Origin of the sequence: Terrimicrobium sacchariphilum (assembly GCF_001613545.1) — a bacterium.
Lineage (GTDB): Bacteria > Verrucomicrobiota > Verrucomicrobiia > Chthoniobacterales > Terrimicrobiaceae > Terrimicrobium > Terrimicrobium sacchariphilum.
On record NZ_BDCO01000002.1, the window covers coordinates 147,791 to 167,880 of the forward strand.

Annotated in this window: 18 protein-coding genes; 3 read left to right on the top strand and 15 right to left on the bottom strand. The window is 54.5% G+C overall.

The genetic code is table 11. The features are described 5' to 3' along the window. Positions 1–71: 71 nt before the first annotated feature. The 6 genes from TSACC_RS01455 to TSACC_RS01480 all read right to left on the bottom strand — a co-directional run bounded on the left by TSACC_RS01455 (position 72) and on the right by TSACC_RS01480 (position 6,567). Entirely contained in the window at positions 72–1,139 is a 1,068-nt protein-coding gene (locus tag TSACC_RS01455) for a glycosyltransferase family 9 protein (RefSeq protein WP_075077628.1), read from the bottom strand. After that, positions 1,136–1,900: a glycosyltransferase family 2 protein gene (locus TSACC_RS01460; protein ID WP_075077629.1), complete on the bottom strand. Its 765-nt coding sequence runs from the start codon at positions 1,898–1,900 to the stop codon at positions 1,136–1,138. Before TSACC_RS01460 ends, TSACC_RS01455 begins: the two co-directional genes overlap by 4 nt. A gap of 8 nt (positions 1,901–1,908) precedes the next feature. Further along, entirely contained in the window at positions 1,909–3,834 is a 1,926-nt protein-coding gene (locus TSACC_RS01465) for a WecB/TagA/CpsF family glycosyltransferase (protein ID WP_075077630.1), read from the bottom strand. After that, complete coding sequence (locus TSACC_RS01470; RefSeq protein ID WP_084400107.1) at positions 3,827–4,777, bottom strand: glycosyltransferase; 951 nt, start codon at positions 4,775–4,777, stop codon at positions 3,827–3,829. The genes TSACC_RS01465 and TSACC_RS01470 overlap by 8 nt, the downstream gene beginning before the upstream one ends. Then, positions 4,765–5,637, bottom strand: coding sequence for a sugar nucleotide-binding protein (locus tag TSACC_RS01475; RefSeq protein ID WP_075077632.1), 873 nt, complete (start codon positions 5,635–5,637; stop codon positions 4,765–4,767). The genes TSACC_RS01470 and TSACC_RS01475 overlap by 13 nt, the downstream gene beginning before the upstream one ends. Before the next feature lie 66 nt (positions 5,638–5,703). Beyond that, on the bottom strand, positions 5,704–6,567 hold the full coding sequence (locus TSACC_RS01480) for a class I SAM-dependent methyltransferase (protein ID WP_075077633.1): 864 nt from the start codon (positions 6,565–6,567) through the stop codon (positions 5,704–5,706). 517 nt (positions 6,568–7,084) lie between these two features. On the opposite strand from TSACC_RS01480, the gene TSACC_RS01485 reads away from it, so the two are divergent. Beyond that, positions 7,085–7,771: a putative nucleotide-diphospho-sugar transferase gene (locus tag TSACC_RS01485; protein WP_084400108.1), complete on the top strand. Its 687-nt coding sequence runs from the start codon at positions 7,085–7,087 to the stop codon at positions 7,769–7,771. Positions 7,772–7,858: 87 nt separating this feature from the next. Here the strand turns inward: TSACC_RS01485 and TSACC_RS01490 are convergent, their stop codons facing one another. The 5 genes from TSACC_RS01490 to TSACC_RS01510 all read right to left on the bottom strand — a co-directional run bounded on the left by TSACC_RS01490 (position 7,859) and on the right by TSACC_RS01510 (position 13,138). Further along, complete coding sequence (locus tag TSACC_RS01490; RefSeq protein ID WP_237763879.1) at positions 7,859–8,431, bottom strand: PAS domain-containing protein; 573 nt, start codon at positions 8,429–8,431, stop codon at positions 7,859–7,861. A gap of 91 nt (positions 8,432–8,522) precedes the next feature. Then, positions 8,523–9,722: a glycosyltransferase family 4 protein gene (locus TSACC_RS01495; protein WP_075077636.1), complete on the bottom strand. Its 1,200-nt coding sequence runs from the start codon at positions 9,720–9,722 to the stop codon at positions 8,523–8,525. Positions 9,723–9,737: 15 nt separating this feature from the next. Then, positions 9,738–10,877, bottom strand: coding sequence for a glycosyltransferase (locus TSACC_RS01500; RefSeq protein WP_084400110.1), 1,140 nt, complete (start codon positions 10,875–10,877; stop codon positions 9,738–9,740). A gap of 63 nt (positions 10,878–10,940) precedes the next feature. After that, complete coding sequence (locus TSACC_RS01505; protein ID WP_153811196.1) at positions 10,941–12,224, bottom strand: glycosyltransferase family 4 protein; 1,284 nt, start codon at positions 12,222–12,224, stop codon at positions 10,941–10,943. Positions 12,225–12,241: 17 nt separating this feature from the next. Next, positions 12,242–13,138, bottom strand: a complete 897-nt coding sequence (locus tag TSACC_RS01510) for an alpha-1,2-fucosyltransferase (protein WP_075077639.1) — start codon at positions 13,136–13,138, stop codon at positions 12,242–12,244. Positions 13,139–13,236: 98 nt separating this feature from the next. Here TSACC_RS01510 and TSACC_RS01515 point away from each other — a divergent pair, with 98 nt between their 5' ends. After that, the gene (locus TSACC_RS01515) at positions 13,237–14,238 is read left to right on the top strand and encodes a CgeB family protein (RefSeq protein ID WP_237763880.1); all 1,002 of its coding nucleotides are present in this window, start codon (positions 13,237–13,239) and stop codon (positions 14,236–14,238) included. Between the two features lie 16 nt (positions 14,239–14,254). Here the strand turns inward: TSACC_RS01515 and TSACC_RS01520 are convergent, their stop codons facing one another. Together TSACC_RS01520 and TSACC_RS01525 are read right to left on the bottom strand one after the other, a co-directional pair. After that, on the bottom strand, positions 14,255–15,058 hold the full coding sequence (locus TSACC_RS01520; protein WP_075077641.1) for a glycosyltransferase family 2 protein: 804 nt from the start codon (positions 15,056–15,058) through the stop codon (positions 14,255–14,257). Continuing rightward, positions 15,055–16,260 (bottom strand): glycosyltransferase family 4 protein, encoded by a 1,206-nt coding sequence (locus TSACC_RS01525; RefSeq protein ID WP_075077642.1) that lies wholly within the window; start codon positions 16,258–16,260, stop codon positions 15,055–15,057. Before TSACC_RS01525 ends, TSACC_RS01520 begins: the two co-directional genes overlap by 4 nt. 127 nt (positions 16,261–16,387) lie before the next feature. Here TSACC_RS01525 and TSACC_RS01530 point away from each other — a divergent pair, with 127 nt between their 5' ends. After that, positions 16,388–17,398, top strand: coding sequence for a glycosyltransferase family 4 protein (locus tag TSACC_RS01530; protein WP_075077643.1), 1,011 nt, complete (start codon positions 16,388–16,390; stop codon positions 17,396–17,398). On the opposite strand, the gene TSACC_RS01535 is transcribed toward TSACC_RS01530, so the two are convergent. Then, a complete protein-coding gene (locus TSACC_RS01535) occupies positions 17,367–18,518 on the bottom strand; it encodes a glycosyltransferase family 4 protein (RefSeq protein WP_075077644.1) in 1,152 nt (383 codons plus the stop codon). The genes TSACC_RS01530 and TSACC_RS01535 overlap by 32 nt on opposite strands. A 6-nt stretch (positions 18,519–18,524) precedes the next feature. Then, positions 18,525–20,078: an O-antigen ligase family protein gene (locus TSACC_RS01540; protein ID WP_075077645.1), complete on the bottom strand. Its 1,554-nt coding sequence runs from the start codon at positions 20,076–20,078 to the stop codon at positions 18,525–18,527. Positions 20,079–20,090 lie beyond the last annotated feature (12 nt).

Here is a 20,090-nt window from a genome sequence, read left to right on the forward strand (position 1 = left end):
GCAGGCCGCATAGACTTCGTTCAGACGGCGAGGGATTTCAAATCAAATCTGCCATCCGATTTGCCATCTATTCAACTGGTTGTTTTGTCGCTGATCTCAGACAATGCCGACAGCACCTCCGACTCGCTCACGCTCGCGAGGCAGACGTAGGAGGGCATCTGGCAGCGGTCGATGCAGGGATGGTAGGGACATGTATCCTTCCACACGACCTGATTGCGGTCTCCAAAAGGAGCGAACCAGGCCGGATTGCCAGAGCCGAAGATCGTGACGACTGGCTTGCCGAGGGCGGCAGCGAGATGGCCGGAGTATGAGTCGTTGGCGAGCAGGTAGTCGATACCGGAAAGCAAATCCGCCAGCTCCCGGTGAGATGTCGTCTCGACCATGACCTGGCTGGAGGCTTGAGGCATGGGAATCGTCGTGTCCGGCCCTTGAATGATGAGAACCGGAAGGTCGCGGGTTGCGAAAAACTCCTGGAGGATCGCCACATAACGCTTTACCGGCCAGCGCTTCGTCGGCAGGCGGCCGCCCGCGTGAAGCGCCCATACGGGTTTTCCGGCTGCCTTTGCCTCCCTGATGAGTTTTTGCGCGTCTCCGGGCAATTCCGACGATTTCCATGGGAACCATGGCGTGCGCAATGGCAGGGAAAAGCCGAGTCGCTTGGCGAGTTGCACCCAGTTTTCCAGATGGCGGCTCTCCGGATCGCGAAAAACATTTTCCGTGAGCAGGGGATCACCAATGAAAAGAGCCGCAAATTCAATGACCCACCCCGCCCAAAGCCTCCGCAATCGCCATCCGAGATGGGTCGCGTAGTAATTTACCTTGCTCACCGGAAACCCGATCCGACGTCGGGCTCGTGTCAGGCGAGCAGCGATATGCACGCGCGTATCGCTCCATGCGCTGACCGTCGCGTCTGGTTCCCAGGCGCGAAGCTGGGTGCGGCATTGCCGCCAGCGGGCTTTCCAGCCTTCCGCCGCTTCAAAGATCTGTAAATCTGGCAGGAACGTGCGCAGCATCCCCGCCGTGGAGGGGGTGACGTAAGCGGCGACCTCGTATCTTTCCGCCGCCTCTCGCAGGAACGGGATCGCAAGCACCGCGTCGCCGAGGTGGTGGAGTTCCAGTACGAGGAGTCGTGGTCTCATTTTCGCAGCCTGCCGATCAGGGCAAACACCCGGCGTTTTAAAGTATAGTACCTCGCCCCGGCAACGCGCATCCAGAGCGCATCCCAGGCCGGGCGGCCATGTATCCCGTAGCGGGCCTGCATCCCGACAGCCTCCGCCCAGGCGAGAGCGAGGGCGCGGGAGGTCTTGGCATCCGCGTGCAACCGACAGCTCGCCAGAGGCTCTGCGAAATAATGCCAGACTGTATCCCCGCAGGTACGGAGCCAATACTCGTGATCCATGCAGTATTGCAGCGATGTATCGAAGCCACCGTGCCTTTCATAAACCCGCCGCCGCCAAAATACTGCGGGCTGGAGGAGGAAATTTCCCCGACGAAGGCGTTCGATCGAGAATGCCCCGGCTCGCTTGAGCCGCTTCCATCCCGAGTCGGACTCAAGAAAATATCCATCGCCGTAGACGAAGTCGGCAGCAGGATTCGCGGCGAAAATCTCGGCGATTCGACTCAATACGCCGGGTTCCAGAAAGTCGTCGGCGCAGAGATAGCCGAGGATGTCTCCCGTGACGCGCTGGAGTCCCTTGTTGATCGCGTCGGACTGGCCCCGGTCGGGTTCAGAGATCCATCGTGCGTCAGGTCGGGATCTCAGGATGGAAAGCGTCTCATCCATGCTGCCTCCGTCGATGACCCAGTGCTCCGTTTCAATATCCTGGGAAACGACGGAATCCAGGCACTCGGCGAGATAGCGGCCCTGGTTGAGCGAAGGAGTAACGATGGAAAACCGCATGCCCCGCGTCACGCTGTGGGAGCCGGTTTCGTGGCCCCCACGCCGAGCTCCTCGAAGAGACTCTCGTATTCGTCCACGACGTGATTCCAGTCAAAAGTCGCCTTGGCCCGCGCCATCGCTTTTCGGCCCAGTTCCGCACAATGCTCGGGATGATCGGCCAGGTAGGTGATCTTGGTGGCGAGTGCCTCCTCGGCATTATCCGCATCGAAGGGCTCTGCGGCGTCACCTACGACCTCCCGGGTCGCCAGGCAGTCATTGTAGAGAATGGCCGACCCCATACCCATCTGGTCCAGCAGAACGAGGCGCGTGGCCTCGATCGAGGCGGGCATGACAAAGAAAAGAGCGTTCTGGCTCAACTCCAGATAGCTGTCGCCGTACCGTGCGCCGGTAAAGATCACGCGATCAGTGGCGAGGCTCTTGAGATACTCCAGATGACTCTGCTCATAGTTGGCTCCGCCGCAGATGACGAGAGGGATATCTACGCTGGTCCTGGCATAAGCGCGGAGCAGCAGGTCGGCTTCATTCTCCGGCGTGAGTCGGGAGACAAAGAGGAGATACCTCCGAGGTTCGAGCTTCCAATGCTCCAGCTCTCCACATTTCACCGGCTGGTCGCGAATGATGCAGCCGTAGCTCAGGTAGAGCGGACGCGTCTTGTACTCGCGCTCGTAGCGGTAAACGATCTCGTGGTTGTCCGCGATGATGGCGTCTGCCAGCATCGTCGCCCAGCGCTCGCTCATGCGCAGCCACATGCGGGCAAAGGATCCCCACTTCTGGCGGCGAAAGTCCGCGCCATCGACATTGATGATCACCGTCATCCCTGCCGCCCGGAGGATGCCGCCGATGATGGCATTTCCCACGCCGCAGAGATAAATAATGTCGTAACGGTGGAAGATCGCGTGGATCGCCGAGATGAAAGTATGCGCGATCGTGTCCAGCGTCTTCGTCGGGATGGTCGGCAGCGTGATTGTCACCATCCCGCGGTAAATTTTCGTCGGTGCCTGGAAACGCGGGAAACGGTTATACACTGTGACGGCATGGCCTTTTTCCGCCAGCCTCGCCCCGAGTTGCTCAACCACGACCTCAAACCCGGAGTACCGCGCCGGCACGCCACGCGAGCCGAGAAAGGCCACCGAGGGCAACCCCTTGCGGGGCTTGCCACTCCAGCGTTCGGGAAGGCCAAAGACCTTGTCGCGTGCCGTAAAATAGAGGAACAGGCTGTTGTACTTGAAATACCGGGCCCACAGCCGGCGTGGCTCCTGCACGAGGCGGTAAAGCCACGTCAGCCCTTTCTTCTGCATCCACTCGGGGGCGAAGGCCCGCCCTCCGCCGAGTAGCTCAAAAGCATCCCCGATTCCAAAGAAAACGCCCCGGCTATGACGGTGGAGATTCTGCACGATCCAGCGCTCCTGACGCTCGCCTCCGAGGGCCACCCAGATGAAATCTGCACCGCTTTCCCGGATGCGTCGGGCGAACTCCTGCTCGTCATGCTCCGTCCATTGCCGAAACGGCGGCGAAAGCACGTCGGCGACGTCGATATCGGGTTGGATCTCCTTCGCCGCTGCCACCAGGCGCTCGAGGCATTGTGGCGTTCCGCCGAAGAAGAAGTGCTTCCACGGAGCAGGCGTATTTGCCAGCACATGGCGCATGAAATACGGGCCGTAGACGCGATCCTGGAGCTTGGCCCCGGCCGCGTTCAGGCTCCAGACCAGCGGAAAGCCATCCGGCACGATGAGGTCAAACCTCTGCATCACCCGGTGAAACCGCACGTCATTGCGCGCCAGGGAAACAAGATGCGTGTTGCAGGCCGATACCGCCGCTGGCCGCTCGCCGCGAGCCAGCTCGATCACCCGGCGCAGCCCTGTCTCGTAGTTGGCGCAGTGCACGCGCGTGCTCAGGATCGTGCGACTGTCCAGCGGCGTTTCCTGCTCAACCATGGCGGTTGCCTATCTCCCGGCGCAGCCTTTGTCCGATCGATCCCCCGGCTGGTTGGCCCTGCACGATGCCGCCCAGCAGGCAACGCGTCGCGTCGGCGATCTGTGTCCATCCCCAGCCGTAGGTACGGAAAAACCGACGATAGTTGCCCGGGAGATAACTGCGCATGTGCCGACTGTGGGATGAGTGAAATGAGAGATAGCTGAGATTTTGCAGAAGAGAACAAAACTTCACATACCCTCCTCGCCTTGCTGCCTCTGTATCGTCTGAGGGAATCGGTAAATGCGGCACTGCCGTGCGACAGGTGAAGGCGAGTCCTCCCTCGCTGGCGAGTCGCATGGAATACTCCAGATCCTCGCCAAGCAGCCAGAAATCCGACCTATGGCCCCCCGTCCGCTCGTAAGCCCGACGCGTCACCAGCAGACAGGCACCTGTCGCCCAGCAGGCGGGATGCGGGGCATCACCGATCAATAGTCGGGCCTCGGCGGGCGTGGCAGCTTTTCGGATCATCCGGCGGAGATCGGGTTCCTCTGGTTCCGGAAACGCCCAGAGTGCTCCCTCTGTATCGGAGAGGAGCGGAGCGATCGCCGCTGCTCCTTTGATGTCTCGCAAGAGGATCTCCAGGCAATCCGATGCCGGCACCACGTCGTCATCGAGATACCAAAGCGCTGAAACCTCATTGCCAAAATGCTCAATCGCCTTGGCAGCCGCATTGCTCCAGCCCGCGCCGGGACCAGGGTTCGAGGGATCTTCCCGTACGACAATCTCCAACCCCCTCGCCTCGTTCGCCAGTTTTGCCACCGAACCATCCGGCGAATGATCCGAGATCACGCATCCTAGCAACGGTATCGTCGAGCGCCCGAGGCAATCCAGTAGACGCCTCAACTCCGGCAGGCGCCGGTAGGTCACCACCACCGCCACCACACCCTGTGTCATCGCGCCCATTTCCAGTTCCGTAACGTCCAGTCCAGCGCCTCGTGAATCGGGCGTAGCGGCAGCCCCAGGGAAGCCAGCTTGGCACTGCTCAACTGGCAGCTGGCCCGGCGCACATGGGCGGAATCCGACAAAAACTCTGCCTCATCATGGAAGAAAACAAAGTCCTTCTGCGTCAGCCCCGCCCGTCGCAACGCCTCGGCCACCTCGCTCGTGCGAATGGCACCGGGGTTCGTCACGTTGTACGTCCCGCCCGGCAGCCCGCGCAGCAGTGTCTCGACGCTCACCGAGGCAAATTCCTGGAGCTGCGAGATCGTATTGGTCACCTCCAGCAGCCGCTCATAGCGCATGATCTTCGTCAGGTAATTGCGCGGATGGTCAAACTCATCAAATGGAATGCGCAGCCGCCAGATCAGGCAGTTCGAGTAGTCGCGCAGCATGATCTCCGCCATCGCCTTCGTCCTGCTGTACCAGCTCGCCTCCGGATAGCCGAAGGGAAAATTTGGCGCATCCTCCTCGGTAAAAGGCGCGCCATCCGGGCGGGTTCCCTGAAAAATACACCCCGACGAGACATGCCCCCACGGGATGTTACGTTCACCCAACACCTCAGCCAGGATGCCAGGCACCACGGTATTCTCCGTCAGGCAGCGCATCTTCTCCCGTTCCGTCGAGTCGATATTCGGCCGTCCGGTGTATCCGATGGCATTGATGACAAATCGAGGCTTCACCTTCGCCACGATCGCCGCGATCTGGTCGCGATTCGCCGCATCCAACTCCTGCCGCGAAGGCGCAACCACCTCCAGCCCACGCTCATTCAGAGCCCGGGCAAACGCCGCACCGACATAACCGGAACCACCCAGCAGGAGGATCATTGCGTGGAGACTAGTGGGACGAACGAAAAAGGCCAATCTCTTGAGGTTTGGGGTATATTTTCGGAGCTATTGGGCTTTATCGCTGGCGATAGCTATCCCGACGCGTCCGTCATCTGCTAGGGGAGCAAGTCCCAGAGAGCTGATGTTTAAAAAGATAGAGCGAATTTCTTCCCATACCATATTTATGTCGTCGAGAATAACCAAGCCTCCAGGCTTCAGTAGTGGCTTCACGTTGTGAATCTCCTTCACGAGGTAGTCCGCTTGATGGTTGCCATCCATCAGGACAAAATCACATTTGGATGTAAAAAGTTTTGTTAAGTTTTGAATGGCATTTGATGAGGCCGCTTCAAGCTGAAAGTGTGTGGTTGGATCATAGTTTCCAAACACAAATCCATCATTGCTAATACTTTTTTCTCCGGAGTACGCGGCTAATGGGAGAACTTTATTGCTCAAATCGCATGCCTGAAGGAGTTGCAGTACGTAATTTTGTGGATTCTTTATGCCTCGATGGGTCAAGTTTGGATCGATCGCGATAACCAAAGAGTCCGGGTGGATTTGGACGGCTGATGCTGTGATATGAGCCAATGAAACGCCTACGAAATTTCCTATATGTAAGCCAAGTAGGGGAAGGTTGTTGTTGAGGGTCTGGCGCAAGACTGTGCTAATGAATTTAAGGGACGTTTCAGAAATGCTTCCCTCTATAATCTGATCTTTCGGCAGGCCAAGGTCAGCGAGGAATTGCGTCGTAGCATGCCAGTCATCTCCACGGATATGATTGGAATTTTGCGCATTTATGATGCTCTCATCATTGATTCTTTGATACCTTTCGGTGTGAAGAGATCGAGCACGGTCTATCCATCGTTTACTCCTTTGAATACGGAGCCATTGTAAGAGACCGTGAGGGCACAAGTTTACGATAAGATCTTTCATGATGTGAAGGAGATGATTGGCTGACGAAATGGGGAATTCAAGGATCTAGGAATTGACATGCCTTTAATTGCCGATCTTGGGTGCTTTTTTGATGAACTCTATGGCTTCGCCGAGATGTGGAAATCAATGCTCGTTAAGGCATTGGTATGCATGATAAGGTGCAAGCTTGTAGCGAATGAGTTCTGTGTCAATCCGGGGCTAGCAAGTTGCAGGGAAAATTTGGGAGCTCCCATCCTCGATGGTCGGGCGATGGTTGGTCGCCGTGAGAGTTATCTGGAAATACTTCGCTCGCCCAGTGGCCCCTTTTCACACCCATTTCTTCAATATGGCCTTGGGCGTATGGCTCGGCATTTGCAATCTGGCCAATTTGCTGGGGTCCGGCCCGTAGGGAAATGCTGCAGCTCACGCGTGCTTCCGGCGACATTGCTGGGACCGATCAGTTGGGGCATACGATGTGTTCTTGCAATTTCTCAGGACCATTGGAAGGGTGGGTTAGGATCATGCATGGGCCCCTGCTATGAAGGTATTTTGCTGTTACACCCCGGCGCATAATGTGCTTTTCGAAAAATACTTCAGGCCTTCCATTCCTCACGGCTTGACCTTGGAGGCTATCCAGATCGATATCTCGGGAGCGGGGGATTTTTTGAGCAAGGAGTTCCTTCGTTGTATTCGCAAAAAGATCCTGCTGATTCAGGAATCGATAGAAGCCAATAGAGAATCCATCATCATATGGTCGGACGTTGATATTGCCTTTTTCGCGTCGCCGGAGCGCGATCTCGAAGAAGTATTTCAAGAGAGATCGGAACTGCAGGTGCTTTTTCAACGGGAGGGTCGGAGGATACCCGACGTCAATACGGGCTTCATGGCATTGAGGTGTACGGAGGATCTTGCGAGGTACTTCGAGAAGATCAGCCACCGGTTGGAAAAACATGGGGAACTCAATGAGCAGGCAGTAATCAACCAGAACCTGCATGAGGGCCTCAAGTGGGATTATCTACCTTGGACATATTACGCGAGAACACAGGGATGGCCTCCACCGCGTGACTTGGTGATCTATCACGCGAACTACACGAAGGGTCGGGATGGAGTCGGACAGAAGATTCGCCAACTTGACGAAATTCAGCGGATCCAAAAGAACGGCTGGCCTGCCTACTTTTGGGCCTACGTCAGACATGGCCTTGCCAAGGCGCTTCGGAGAAACTGAATTTCGTCCTAAATGGGTGCTGATGCGAGCCGGTATATTTCTTTCGAACTAAAAAACGATTGATCCCCCGCGATCAGATTTGGTCGCCTAGAACTGGGTGATAAGGTAACTTGCTGTGCCGATTTTCACCGGAAAACATCTCGCGCTGCGGCGTTCGGGCTTCCCATCGGAATGGACGAGGAGATCCAATGTTTCGATCTCGTTTGCCGATGCGAATACCGACAGGTAGTGCTCAATCTGCCGACCGCGATTTGTTTGATCCGAAAACAGGGAAAAATACATCGTTGATGTGATTTCCGGGAGAGATGTTTGCAGGATTTTGCAGGCGGCGCGATTGGCAAAAAGGATGGCTCCATCAATGTCCGACACCAGAAGCGGAACGGGGATGTGATCGAAGATTTTCAGGAGATTTACGAACTGGTTCTCCCAGTATTCTTTAAAGGAACTGATAGCCACCGCCATTCCCGAGCCGATGGCGTAGGTAATCAATCGCAGTGCGATTACCGGTTCTTTCTCGGGCGTTTGCCCTGAGAGAGGGGATGTCAGGCTCCAAATAATGGGAATAAGGAAAATAGTAGCCCATATCGCGACCTCTTTCCTGGAGAGTACCAACGAGAGGACCGCTACTACGATCAGAGTGAGTGAGGGGGTGACCCGCATCTCGTGGGTGACGATTTCCGCTGTGAGGACAGCGACCTCCAGAAGAAGCGGCAAGGCGATTCGGAGACGGAGGGGAATGGGGGTTTTCTGCCTAAAGGGGGAGCTCATTGCCTACCTTATGATACAGGTTGCGTAACTTTAGCACCCATTCCTCCCGATTGTAACGAGATTTTAACTTGTTGTATCCTTCCAGCCCCATTTGGGAGGCGCGGTCTGGGTTCCGGAGCATCTCATCCATCTGGGAAGCCAGGGCTTCGGGGGAAAATGGTTGGGCCAGCAGCCCATTGACGCCGTGATCAATGATCTCTGGGAGAGCTCCAATCCTGTTGGCGATTACAGCCCGCCCCTTGGACCAGGCTTCGAGAACAACCATTCCAAATGGCTCTTCCCAAATGGAGGGCACCACGCTCGCTCGGCTTTCCCTCCAGAGAGCTGTCTGTTCATTTCGATCGATAAAGCCTCGGAATTCGACATTTTTTGCATCGAGTTTTTGTGCCAACCTCTCCAAGGCAGCTCTTTCCGGTCCATCACCAGCAATGATGAGGCGCTGCTTTCCTCGAGTCTTGAGCAGACTCCAGGCTTCAATCAACTGTGCAACACCTTTTTCCGAGGAAAGCCTTCCTAAAAAAAGGATGGATTCACTGGAGCCAGGGGGTAGGGGCGATTCTCCGGCTTCATAAAAATGAGGAATGACCTCGATCTTTTCGCGCGGGATACCCCAGGAGGCATGAATGTCTTTTTGGCGCTGGCTGATACTGATCCAGGCGGCGGTCTTTTCAAACAACCCGAAGGCACGCATTTCGAGAATGACAGCGCTCATCAAACCGCTGTTGAGTCGACTATTTCTCCAGCATGCGGTCTGCACGGCGGGAAGGAAATTGCCCCCGGCGCATCGCATACAAGGCTCTCCGTGGTTGAGGAAAAAGCCGTTCGCGCAAAAAAGGCGGTAGTTGTGCAGGTAGTGAACCACCGGTATGTTTGCACGGAAAGCCTCTCGATATACCAGCGGAGACATGGTGGGAATGACGTTGTGAATCTGCCAGACATTGAATCGGCCGATCTTCTGGTACCTGCGGAGACGGCGCACGATTTCCAGATTTGCAAACGTGTCCGCGAGCATGGCGATCCTATTGCCGCCGCGCCTGGCGATCCAGCTCTCCGTGGATGTCAGAAAATACTCGACGTCGTGAATACTCTGCATCGCATCGCCGATACGATAGACAGACCCCTCTTCACCGCCGTACTGCATATAGCGGTTGAAGATCTGGAGAATTTTTAGACGCCTAGCCATTTCCAGACAGTTTCCTCATGTTTCGAGTTGTGGAGGCTTTTTAAGGAAAAGCAAATGCTCGATCCACTTTCTCGTTTGTTTTCCAAGACTTTCTACGTCGAATTCCTTTGCAAGTTGCAGGGATTCCCTGCGGAACCGGTCGTGGTTCGTTTCCTTCAAAACTTCGAGTAGCCTGGCGCTGAAGGTCTTGGTGTCATAAGGGTCTATGACATAGCCGTTTTTTCCCTCCTGGACGAGTGTTTCCGATGCACCTGCGAACTTGCTAATCACGAGCGGCAGGCCACTAGCTGCCGCTTCATGAACGACGACGCCATAGGTATCAAGTCTTGAGGCAAGGACAAATGCGTCAGCCGCTCTATATTCCAGAACTACCTCTGGAGGCTGCAAGAATTCCTTGAAGATGAGATAATTCTCGATCCGCAAGGTGCGAGCAATCTCCGAAACATGTTCCTTGTCGCCAGAACCAAGTAATACAAGCTCGACATCCGGGTTGACCTTGACTACCTCCGCGAAAGCGGCAAGGAGAAGATCGACCCCTTTGCAAGGAATGAGGCAGCCTACCTGTAGCAACCTCCTCTTTGAAGGACGACATTTTCGGGGCGTGGTCTCCTCGATTGCAAAGGGCAATATCGAGATCGCATGGGGAGCAAGGAGTGTCTCTTTAGACAGCTGCTGTCCATAATTCCGCGCATCGGGTGTGCGGGCGATTACACCATCCGCCAAGCTGAGAATGCTTTTTTGGATGAACCTGTGCACTGAAGAAAACTCCTGTTGCTTAACTGGGCCGACATCCGTACTCAATATGCAAAGTCGGTTATGTGCTTTTGCCCATGCCATTCCGCTGAATACAGCATAGGGTGAGAACTCATGAATAACCACGACCTGTGGGTTTATCTGGTTAAGCAGTTTCCACATCTCCCAACTGGGCCAAGGCGTACCAAAAATCCGGTGTCTGGGCGGACAGTGATGGAGAATGGTCTTTTTGGGCTTTAGGTAATCAGTCTTCCAAGGGTGGAGGCTATCTGTGTGCAGCTCGGCGCAAATGAGATGCGTTTCACCCAGATCTTGCCAGGCAGTAGTCATGCCATCAAGGCCGCTGATCCAGTAAGGGGCTGGAGCCCGTAATATGTAGACAATATTTGTCTTGTTCATCATTGCTGCATCGAACGTCGGCTTTGTTGATAAATGGGGCTCATGGCGCTAGAGCCAGGATGGAGGTCAGGAGGGGTCACTGGCTGCGGCTAACTCACGATAGCATGAAGATATTCGCTTCGCTTTTGCCGTCCAGGACAGAGCTTCTCGCCGTTTTATCGCGCCAATAGATAGCTTGGTGAGTAAATCGGAATCTCGTTGTGCGAGCTTGGTGATCGCGTCAGCAAATCCATGGGCGCTGGTTTGCGGATCTACGACCGGTATCTTAATTCCACAGGTATCATCGACCGCCACAGCCATACCGCTGCTATTATGGCAGACAACGGGTAGGCCGAATGAGATTGCTTCGAGTATCACAGCGGTGGAGGCCTCTTTTAGGCTGGTATGCACCAAAACATCACACGAATTAACGACTTCCAGCGCATCTTTTCTGGGCAATGATCCATGCCAGCGAATGGTGCCGCGAGATGCGAGAGGCCTGGCTAGAGCATGCCAGAGTGATCGGAATGGTCCATCGCCAAGAATGTCTAGCTCCCATTTGACCTCGTTCGTCAAAAGAGCCAGAGCGTCGAAAAGAATCGGAAGTGCCTTACGCGCTTGAAAAAGTCCGCTCCATACCATTCGTAGAGGCCGCTGGCTTCTTTCGCGGACTCTAGTTGGAAACGAGAGATCAGTTCCTGTTTCCAGAAGGAGCTCTGGTGGTCTATGCGTCCATCTAGTCACCATTCGGTAATCTTCGGGACTTCCAACAAATGTCTTCATTGTTCTTGATGCAGCTAATCGGCATTTCCTGGAAGTTCGCTGCTGCAAATAATTCAGGAAATCACGACTTAGTGGCCGATAAAATGACTTGAAGCCAAAAAGCTTGTAATAGGGCCAGGGAATATTGACGCTTCCGCTGATTGGACCCCAGACATGAGGTATTCCTAAATTGAAAAGCTTGCCTGGGGTTCTATAGCTGAGATACGTAAATTCATGGCTTACATCAAATGGTTCTCGCAGATGGGCTTTTTTCGCATGGCTAAAAACATCCCGCTGCCAGATTTGATAGCTTGTATAGTAAAGCATCCAAAACAGAGGGAATCGGTGTATATACTCAAAAATTCTCGCCGACTTTGTTGGAGCAACATATTCAAAGGCTAGATTTTCGGGCTTTCTTGAGTTGGAGTAGTACAGTTCGATCTCACGGGCTGACTGACGAGAGGCGGTTAGGTCGCCGTGTAGCACAGTGACCGAGATGTCTGGATCGAGTCGGCTAATAATATTCCATCCGACGCTGCTCTCTGACCCGCGAAATGGAGAACAGGCGAAGGCTGATATAACAACGCGCGGAGATCTTTTGGTGTTCACTGCGAAAATTTCGTGACTTAGTTATCAATAGGAATCCATGAAGGCAAACGGAGATCGCGATAATCGCTGTCGGCTGATCCCCACCAGTTGCGTGGACATAGTATGTGGCGGTGAGGGGAGTCGCCTAGAGCTCCTCCCCACCAGGAAAATGAGCTGTTTGCGATTATGCCGCCTTTGCATGCAGCCATGAGTTGAATTTCCTCGATATCATTATCTGGTGAAGAGCATGAAACGTATGAGGCATTGCCCAAGAATCCGAGATTCTCCCGGCACCACCCCTGGTCGTCTGAAAATACGTGCCATCTGACGGGTCCCATCAAGGACTCAAGGGTTTTGGCCGCGACTTCGTAGTAATGCATCCGCAGTCCTCCACCGCTGAAGTTGAGATAGTCGCCGCGGCGCACGTGGATAAATGCAGACTGAGTTGAATGAATGCGCGAGAGCCACTCTTGTGCATCCTGTGACATTGTAAAGGACGGCCGAAAGTACTCCTTGAGCAGGGCACTGTTCTTCAGAAAGTGATCACAGGTCTGCCAGTAGCCGGAAAGAAGAATTGAAAACTTATTGGATGGGGGCAAAGCAATCGACGGGTCGATCACCGATCGTTTGGATTCACTGCGAAGCTCCAGCTTTAGTGATTTGAGAAATGGATGTGCAAATGGAGCTATCCATGAGCTATTGACAGTTGCAAGGCCGATGGCAAACCGCTTTGTTCCCCGTGCATACTCGTTGAGATGCGGGATATTAAGTCGATCGAGTCGATATTTGCGCTTAACCGCATGGCGCTGAAAGTAGTCAAACCACGAGGTGTCCAGTTCAAGCTGGGCGTCGAGAACGGATGAAACATGCAACCCGCATGCGTATTGGAAAAGCTGATTTCCAAGGCCGGAAGTGATCCGAGAAATGACCTTCATAAATTTGTGAGAAAAGTTGTTACCGATATCAGGTGGCTGGCTGGAGTTCGAATTGCGCTTTTCTCCCTTGGCCGATTGGGTACCATCGTATGATGGGAATGCCTATCTGCCATATTGCCTGTCTCGACGCAGTGGATTTTTGCGTGCTCACAAACATGGCGGCAATGTGCCGTCGATTAGGATTTCAGGTGACATGGTCGAAAACCGTCGAGCCATGCAGTCTGCTCGTGGTAATGCGGGGAGAGCGATTCTCACAGAATGATATCGGATGTCTCCCGGAGGGGACGCCGGCAGTGGTTTTCGGCTACGTAGGCAAGTCGTGCGAAGAAATTCTCCACTCGCTCCGAGATAGAGCTGGCAAGATTCTCTTCCTGCCGACAAGTCAAAAACTTGTGCCACAGGACATTGCCGGAATCAACGTTCATGTCGCACCGCCTCCGGTGTATCCTGAGTTGTGGAAAAAAGAATTGAAGGCAGGGAAGTATCCCTACACCTATCTTGGGAATCGCAAGAACCTGGGGGATGATCCATGGCAGAAAAGGCTGGAGGGCTGGATAAAAGGCGGCGACGTGGAAGTGTGGGGGCGATGGTGGAACGGGCATTGCCCTGTGGTAAAGCAGCATGGACCCGTGACTATTTTCACGGTCCCGGAAATATATCGTAGCACGATTTACTCATTAGGGCTCATGTACCCCTTTCAGCGAGACACGGGGATGTTCTCCGGTCGATACTGGCTGGCGCCTCTCTGTGGAGCGCATGTCCTTGTCGAGTGCGAAAACTATTGTGAGGCGCCGGGTATCGTCCTGTATCAGGGCGATGTGCTTCCTGATGCACTCGATGATCTCGACGCTCGCCGAGCTCTGCAGGGGGAAGCAGTGTCTTTTTGGCGACAGAAGACCGCGGCTCTGGAACGTGTCATTCAAGATTGGCTGAAGAATCTGGATGGGAAGCTTGATCTCTCTAGGCGGCCGCGACGCGCAGTGGGTCTCAAAGGTGACTTGGTGACAATGGGACTGAAAGCATCCTCGATTATTGAATCTATAGCCCTCTCGCGAGGTAAGGATCTTTCTCCGCTTACAAAGCTTGGCTTTTGGAAATAGATTCAAGCTGGCGTGCTTACTTTCCCAAGAGAACCTTGATATAGGGTGAGAACAGGTAAAGGATCCAAAACGGGCCTGCATTCCGGCGCGTGTAGCAAAGCCACTCTATAAAAGGAAGGCCTTTAGGACTGCAGAGTTTTTTAAGTCTGGTCCATCGATCCAGCTTAACATCCTGCCAGGTTCCTTCCTTGTTATTCTGGCTGCATGTGCCGACAAACTCTGCGGTTTCAATTAATTGGAACCCTTTCCTGCGGGCTGTATATCCGTAGTCAAAGTCTCCCATGCCATGGGTATAGGCAGGGTGAAAACCACCGATGGCATTGAAAACTTCTCTTGGAACGAGCGCACAGTTTGCGTTCATCGTACGGCACAGGTTGCCGTTCTTGTGGTCGCAATCAACTCCGCCGTAGGTCCACTCACCCGTTACTGGATCACAGACCGCGCCGAGAGCGATGGTTGGCGGTCGTCTATCTGCACAGATGGCTAAAAGAGCAGAAACCGCCTCTGGAAATAGTGTGGTGTCGTCGTTGAGTAGAAGATAGTAGTCTGGATCGGATTTTGCAGCCTCTTTCCAGGCGACGCGCATTCCTCCGCACCAAAAGAGGCTGCCATCTCCGGAAATGATCCTTGCCTCCGGAAATATCTCCTGAACTGCGGTTGAGGTTCCATCTGTGGAGCCATCATCGACAAGAAAAACCGATATCGTCCCCTGAGGGAGCTCCTGCCGCGACAGGGCTAGCAGGCATGCAGAGGTTTTGGCTCTGCGATTGTGACAGGTCAGGACTGCAGCGATGCGGGGGCTTTGTGGGAGAACGTTCATGAAGCGAAAAGGTCGGTGCGAGCGAGAACACGGGTGTAGGCCTCCAGGTAGCGAGAGGTCATTCTCGAGCTGGTAAATTCGCGATTGGCGAAATGCCACGCATGCTCCGCACGCTTTTTGACTTCCTCGGGTGATGATAAAATCTGCTGAATGGAGCTGACTACAGCTGCCGGATTACGCATATCGCACAAGAAGCCGGCTTTGCCGTTATCGAGAGTAAAGGGGACCCCACCACTCTTCGAGCCTCCGAGGATGGAAAGCCCGAGCGCCATGGACTCACATAAAGCCATCGGATGCGCTTCTTCCAGAGACGGATGAAGGAGGAGGTGAGTTTCTCCAGTCAGATCTGAGAACAGCCGATCTTGGGAGACTTTTCCGATGAATTCCAGGCCATCGAGAGATCCTTGGGAAGATGCCCAGGCCTGGGCTCTTTCACCGGGTCCAAAATCCACCCCATATAGCCGTAAACGGATGTCGGGATGACGTTCTTTCAAGATCTGAAAGGCTTCGATGGCAGTCTGCGCATTTTTGCGCAGACCAAATCCCTCGAGGACGCAGGCCATTGTGAAGGGAGATTTGATCTCCGGACCGTCGAGGCGACACCTGCCGCGGGAAAATAGACTTTCGTTCACTCCATTTGGTATTGTGACGAGGTCTGCCCCCGAGCTGCAGACGTAGCGTAGGTGATCTTCCACGTAGGGTGATACAGCAGTGAGGAATTTTGCATTCCTGACTACATTCAGTCCGAGCATGCTCCGCATGGTCCAGTAGAGAATAGCTTTGGTGCGCAAATAGTACCGGCAAACCACAAGTGGTGAATCGTGAGCGGTGATCAGAGATGGCTTGCCGCTTTCCTGCGCAGCTGCTGCAAACTCGTAGGTCCAATGGGCGTGAACCAGCTCGCAGTTTGAATCTCGCATGGCTTGCGCCAGATGCCGGCGCTCCTTCTGAAAGAAGTCATAGGCATCTCCCCGCTTCCGGCGAGGGAGTATGTGGAGTTTGATTCGATCGGTCTCGATCAGTATGGGAGAGGCGACCTCCGTGCTCAGGGAAAATAGCGACAGGGTATGACCGAGATCATGGAGTTCTCTGGCGAGGACGCCGATCAATGGAAAGCTATAGAGAGCAGGAAGGGAGCGATTTGCCGGAAGTAATTCACGGATTGGTCCGATAGCAATGGGACCAGCGATGCCAATATGCATTTATTAAATGAATCAGGGTTTGCCCGACCTGGTATGTGATCGGCGGATTTTAGGCTCTGACAAATCTGAGAAGATGAGCTAAAGGAGAGGGTCTTTTGCCACTAAACAGCGCGCAAACGAAAACAGAATGAAAATACTGATTGATCACCACCAACCGTTTCTTTTGGCCCATGGAGGCTTCCGTGTGCAGATCGAGCAGACAGCGCGCGCGCTCGGGGAGTTGGGATGCGAGGTGGAGTATCTTCGATGGTGGGATGCGAATCAAAAAGCGGACCTTATTCATTTTTTCGGCCGGCCTCCGTCAGGAATGGCCTATTTTGCTCATCAGAAGGCAATACCTTTGGTGATTTCGGATCTCCTGACGGCTCAAGGATCCCGGGGAATCTGGCAAATTCGTTCGCAGTGCATGGCGCGGTCGGTGATCGAGAAAGTCATGCCCGCTTCCTTGCTTGATCGAATGAGCTGGCGGGTCTACCGAGAGGCGGACGCCGTGGTGGCATTGACCAACTGGGAGGCTCGACTGTTTTGCCAACTTTACGGCACGCCAAAGACGCGTCTTCACGTCGTGCCAAATGGAGTTGATGAGGCATTCTTTATGCGTGAGGAAACCTCTGAATCCGTCGATTCATCCGGAGAGTATCTTTTATGCACGGCAACGATCACGGAGCGAAAGCGCGTTTTGGAGCTCGCCGAAGCGGCGAATCTGGCAGGCCTGCGTCTCCTGATTTGCGGCAAGCCATATTCCTTCACTGATCGTTATTTTCAGCGTTTCCTGAACGAGGTGGGGACCCCGCGCTCGGTTGTCCAGTACGTGGGGGAGGTGGTCGACCGTGGAGAAATGGCTGCTCTCGTCCGAGCGGCGCGGGGTTTTGTCCTGTTGAGCACGATGGAAAGCCAGAGCCTGGCTGCGCTGGAGGCGGCTGCCAGTGGAGTGCCCTTGTTGCTATCCGATCTGCCATGGGCTCGGGAAACGTTCGGAGATCACGCGCAATATTGTGGTTCGAGGTCGACATCTCGAGAGCTTGCCGGGCACTTGACCAAGTTCTGGCATTCACCGGTGATCAAGCCAATACGTCCTTCCACGTGGAAGGAGGTGGCTTCCAGGCTCATCGATGTGTACCGCTCCGTTTTGCCGTGAGATTTTCGTATAAATCCAGATGTTGCTTCGCGACAATCCGCGGAGCATGAGTCTTTTCAGCGTGATGGCGAGAGTTCCGAGCCAGTTTTGCGCGGAGTTGAGGGTCTTCCAAAAGTGTCGACAGGGCTTGTCTCATGGAGCCGGCATCTTTGGGATTGCATAAAAGGCCGTTTTCTCGGTCCTGGATGAGTTCCTTCGAACCAGAGCAATCGCTGGTGATGACGGGAATCCCGGCAGCGCTCGCTTCCAATACAGCCATTGGGCAGTTTTCTTCCAGCGAGGGGAGGACTACGATTGCCGCCTTGGTAAGTTCACTTTCGATGGTATCCCGTGTGGCAGCTCCTCGATAAATCAGATTTGAATGGGAGTGGAGGCACTCATGGAAGCTCTGGACATAGGCATCGTCTTGCGGGGCGACTCCGAAGAAATGAACTTCAAATGGAAATCTGGCGAATAGTGGTTTGATCGCATTGATCCAGGCGACCTGGTTTTTTCGCTCCTGGATATTGGCGATGAATAAAATGCGGAGCGGGCTTGTTGGCGCCGGATTGATGCTGAAGAATCTCGACTCCACCGCATTGGGAATCACCGGAAGTTCACCGCTACGGGCGGACAAATGCCTTTTGGTGTAATGGCTCAGGCAGGTGACGGCATCAAATCTCGAGATGCAGATGCGCTCCAGCAGTTCTTGAACGCGCCAATAGGAGCGCGGCATTAGCGGAGTGATCTTGTTAATCAGACGGATATTGCCATGAATAGTCAATACACGTGGCGCCCGGGCGGGAAAAGCTCCTGCCACGGCACACCAACGTTCTGTCCCTTGCGCGTGAATGATGTCTGGTTCGAGAGCCTTGAGCGCCCTTCTGACTTTCAGTGAGCAGCCTAGATAGGCGCTTCTTAACCAGCCCTGAGACGAGACATAGATGGGGTGATATTGAATTCTGGAACCGATCATGCATGTACGGAAAGATCGATTTCGTACGCATGACAGGACATCCACGTTGACCTCAGGAAGTGAATCGAAACCCTCCAGCAAGGCGGCGACGGCGCTGCCAAATTGAGGGGTCTCGCTTTTCTGGCCAAATTCGCGATTGTCTACTGTTAGGAGGGCGATGCGCATGATGCGCTATGACGGGATTGCTCCGGTGCTTTCCAGCTTCGCGTCTTTGCGAGCCTGGGAGCGATCCTGAAGGTAATTCTCGATCGCGCTGAGCGTGCCGGTGGCGTAAATCATCGCGATCAATGTTGGCGGGTAATCTCCAAAGATTACGATGTAGCCAAAAGGCAGATACACCAAAGGCATGGCTGTATAGATCGCCCAGGCTGCAGCAGGCGTGCCTGTCGCCTTGCGCACGAGCCGGATACTTTGCACAAAAAGGGCGAGCATCCAGACCAGCATGAGCGCGAAGCCGACGATGCCGACAAACCGTATGGCAGAGAGTGGGCCGCTATGAAATGAACCCTGCAGCATGTGAAGCTCGTAGGATTTTGCGCCGACCATCTCTGTGCCCGACATGAGACGCTGCATGATCAGACGGAGGACATCCTGCCGAAACCCGAATCCATCACCCAGCACCTTGTTGTTGATGACCTCGGGAGTGTTCCAGGCATCCTTCCACATGTCGACGCGCCACTCAGTGGTCTCGTCGGCGTTGGCCTTTGCTGCTTCATCCAGCCCGATGGGGAGGAAGGATACTGCTCGCTGGAGGCCGTACGGCAGTTGGACCCCTGCCGCATGGAGTCCCACGAGTCCGACCAGGCTGATAGTGCCGATAGTCACGAGGATAATGAGTTCGGACCATCTTTTCCGTAGGATTGTGCCGACAGACATGAGTCCTACCAACTGAAAGATGGCGCTTCGAAAGCCGGAGAGCGCGATGGAAACAATCGCAACGCAAAGGCCGATGAATCCAAGAAAATTGAAGGGATTGAGCAGCGTGATCGGACGAAAGTATGCACACAAAAGCAAGATCAGCGGGTAGGTGACCATGCCGTATGCGGTGAGGCGGGAGTTTTCAGACGAGGTATCCGCAGCGATGAGATCCGAGACGTCGACGCCCGAATAGATCGGATAAATGACACGACCTAACACGGGAAAGTGCTGAGTGATAACGTTGATCCCAGCGTGGATCAGGTAGGGAATGGCGATGACCAAAGGAGCCCACCTCACAAAGCGACTCGAGGGAAACACATTGCGGAGGACAAAGTAGCCCATCATCGCAATGACAACGGTGACATAAGCCCTACCTCCGACGATCTCGGTCTCGAAGATGCGAACGCCCGCTGGATTTCGCACCCAGACGGTTACGAGGTACGCAAAATTGATCAGCAGCAGATAATCGCTCCATTCCCAGCGAGGATTGAACCGTACCCGCTTCAACGCGATGTAGGGGATCATCAGCCCGAATGTTGCGAGAGTCCCGAGTTCGGCAAAACTAAAGGGCAGCGGCAGGACGGAGGCAGAACCCGAAAGCCCCATCGTGGCAAAGATCAACATCCAGTAGTTGCGGCCGAGCGTCAGCGCGATCGTGAGACCGACGAGGACGACAAAACCCATGGCGAGGTACAGTTCATTGCCGCGGGCAACGAAAACGCCTGCAAATAATGCTCCGAAGAGGCCCAGGGCAATGACGACGAAGGCGACAAGAGCGTTTTGATTGATTGGTGCGTTGGGCGACATGGCGCGTGAAAA

What these genes read in the sequence shown, in the direction of transcription:
- TSACC_RS01455 (WP_075077628.1), bottom strand. Translation starts at nt 1,139, where the DNA reads ATGAGACCACGACTCCTCGTACTGGAACTCCACCACCTCGGCGACGCG.
- TSACC_RS01460 (WP_075077629.1), bottom strand. Translation starts at nt 1,900, where the DNA reads ATGCGGTTTTCCATCGTTACTCCTTCGCTCAACCAGGGCCGCTATCTC.
- TSACC_RS01465 (WP_075077630.1), bottom strand. Translation starts at nt 3,834, where the DNA reads ATGGTTGAGCAGGAAACGCCGCTGGACAGTCGCACGATCCTGAGCACG.
- TSACC_RS01470 (WP_084400107.1), bottom strand. Translation starts at nt 4,777, where the DNA reads ATGGGCGCGATGACACAGGGTGTGGTGGCGGTGGTGGTGACCTACCGG.
- TSACC_RS01475 (WP_075077632.1), bottom strand. Translation starts at nt 5,637, where the DNA reads ATGATCCTCCTGCTGGGTGGTTCCGGTTATGTCGGTGCGGCGTTTGCC.
- TSACC_RS01480 (WP_075077633.1), bottom strand. Translation starts at nt 6,567, where the DNA reads ATGAAAGATCTTATCGTAAACTTGTGCCCTCACGGTCTCTTACAATGG.
- TSACC_RS01485 (WP_084400108.1), top strand. Translation starts at nt 7,085, where the DNA reads ATGAAGGTATTTTGCTGTTACACCCCGGCGCATAATGTGCTTTTCGAA.
- TSACC_RS01490 (WP_237763879.1), bottom strand. Translation starts at nt 8,431, where the DNA reads ATGCGGGTCACCCCCTCACTCACTCTGATCGTAGTAGCGGTCCTCTCG.
- TSACC_RS01495 (WP_075077636.1), bottom strand. Translation starts at nt 9,722, where the DNA reads ATGGCTAGGCGTCTAAAAATTCTCCAGATCTTCAACCGCTATATGCAG.
- TSACC_RS01500 (WP_084400110.1), bottom strand. Translation starts at nt 10,877, where the DNA reads ATGATGAACAAGACAAATATTGTCTACATATTACGGGCTCCAGCCCCT.
- TSACC_RS01510 (WP_075077639.1), bottom strand. Translation starts at nt 13,138, where the DNA reads ATGAAGGTCATTTCTCGGATCACTTCCGGCCTTGGAAATCAGCTTTTC.
- TSACC_RS01515 (WP_237763880.1), top strand. Translation starts at nt 13,237, where the DNA reads ATGCCTATCTGCCATATTGCCTGTCTCGACGCAGTGGATTTTTGCGTG.
- TSACC_RS01520 (WP_075077641.1), bottom strand. Translation starts at nt 15,058, where the DNA reads ATGAACGTTCTCCCACAAAGCCCCCGCATCGCTGCAGTCCTGACCTGT.
- TSACC_RS01525 (WP_075077642.1), bottom strand. Translation starts at nt 16,260, where the DNA reads ATGCATATTGGCATCGCTGGTCCCATTGCTATCGGACCAATCCGTGAA.
- TSACC_RS01530 (WP_075077643.1), top strand. Translation starts at nt 16,388, where the DNA reads ATGAAAATACTGATTGATCACCACCAACCGTTTCTTTTGGCCCATGGA.
- TSACC_RS01535 (WP_075077644.1), bottom strand. Translation starts at nt 18,518, where the DNA reads ATGCGCATCGCCCTCCTAACAGTAGACAATCGCGAATTTGGCCAGAAA.
- TSACC_RS01540 (WP_075077645.1), bottom strand. Translation starts at nt 20,078, where the DNA reads ATGTCGCCCAACGCACCAATCAATCAAAACGCTCTTGTCGCCTTCGTC.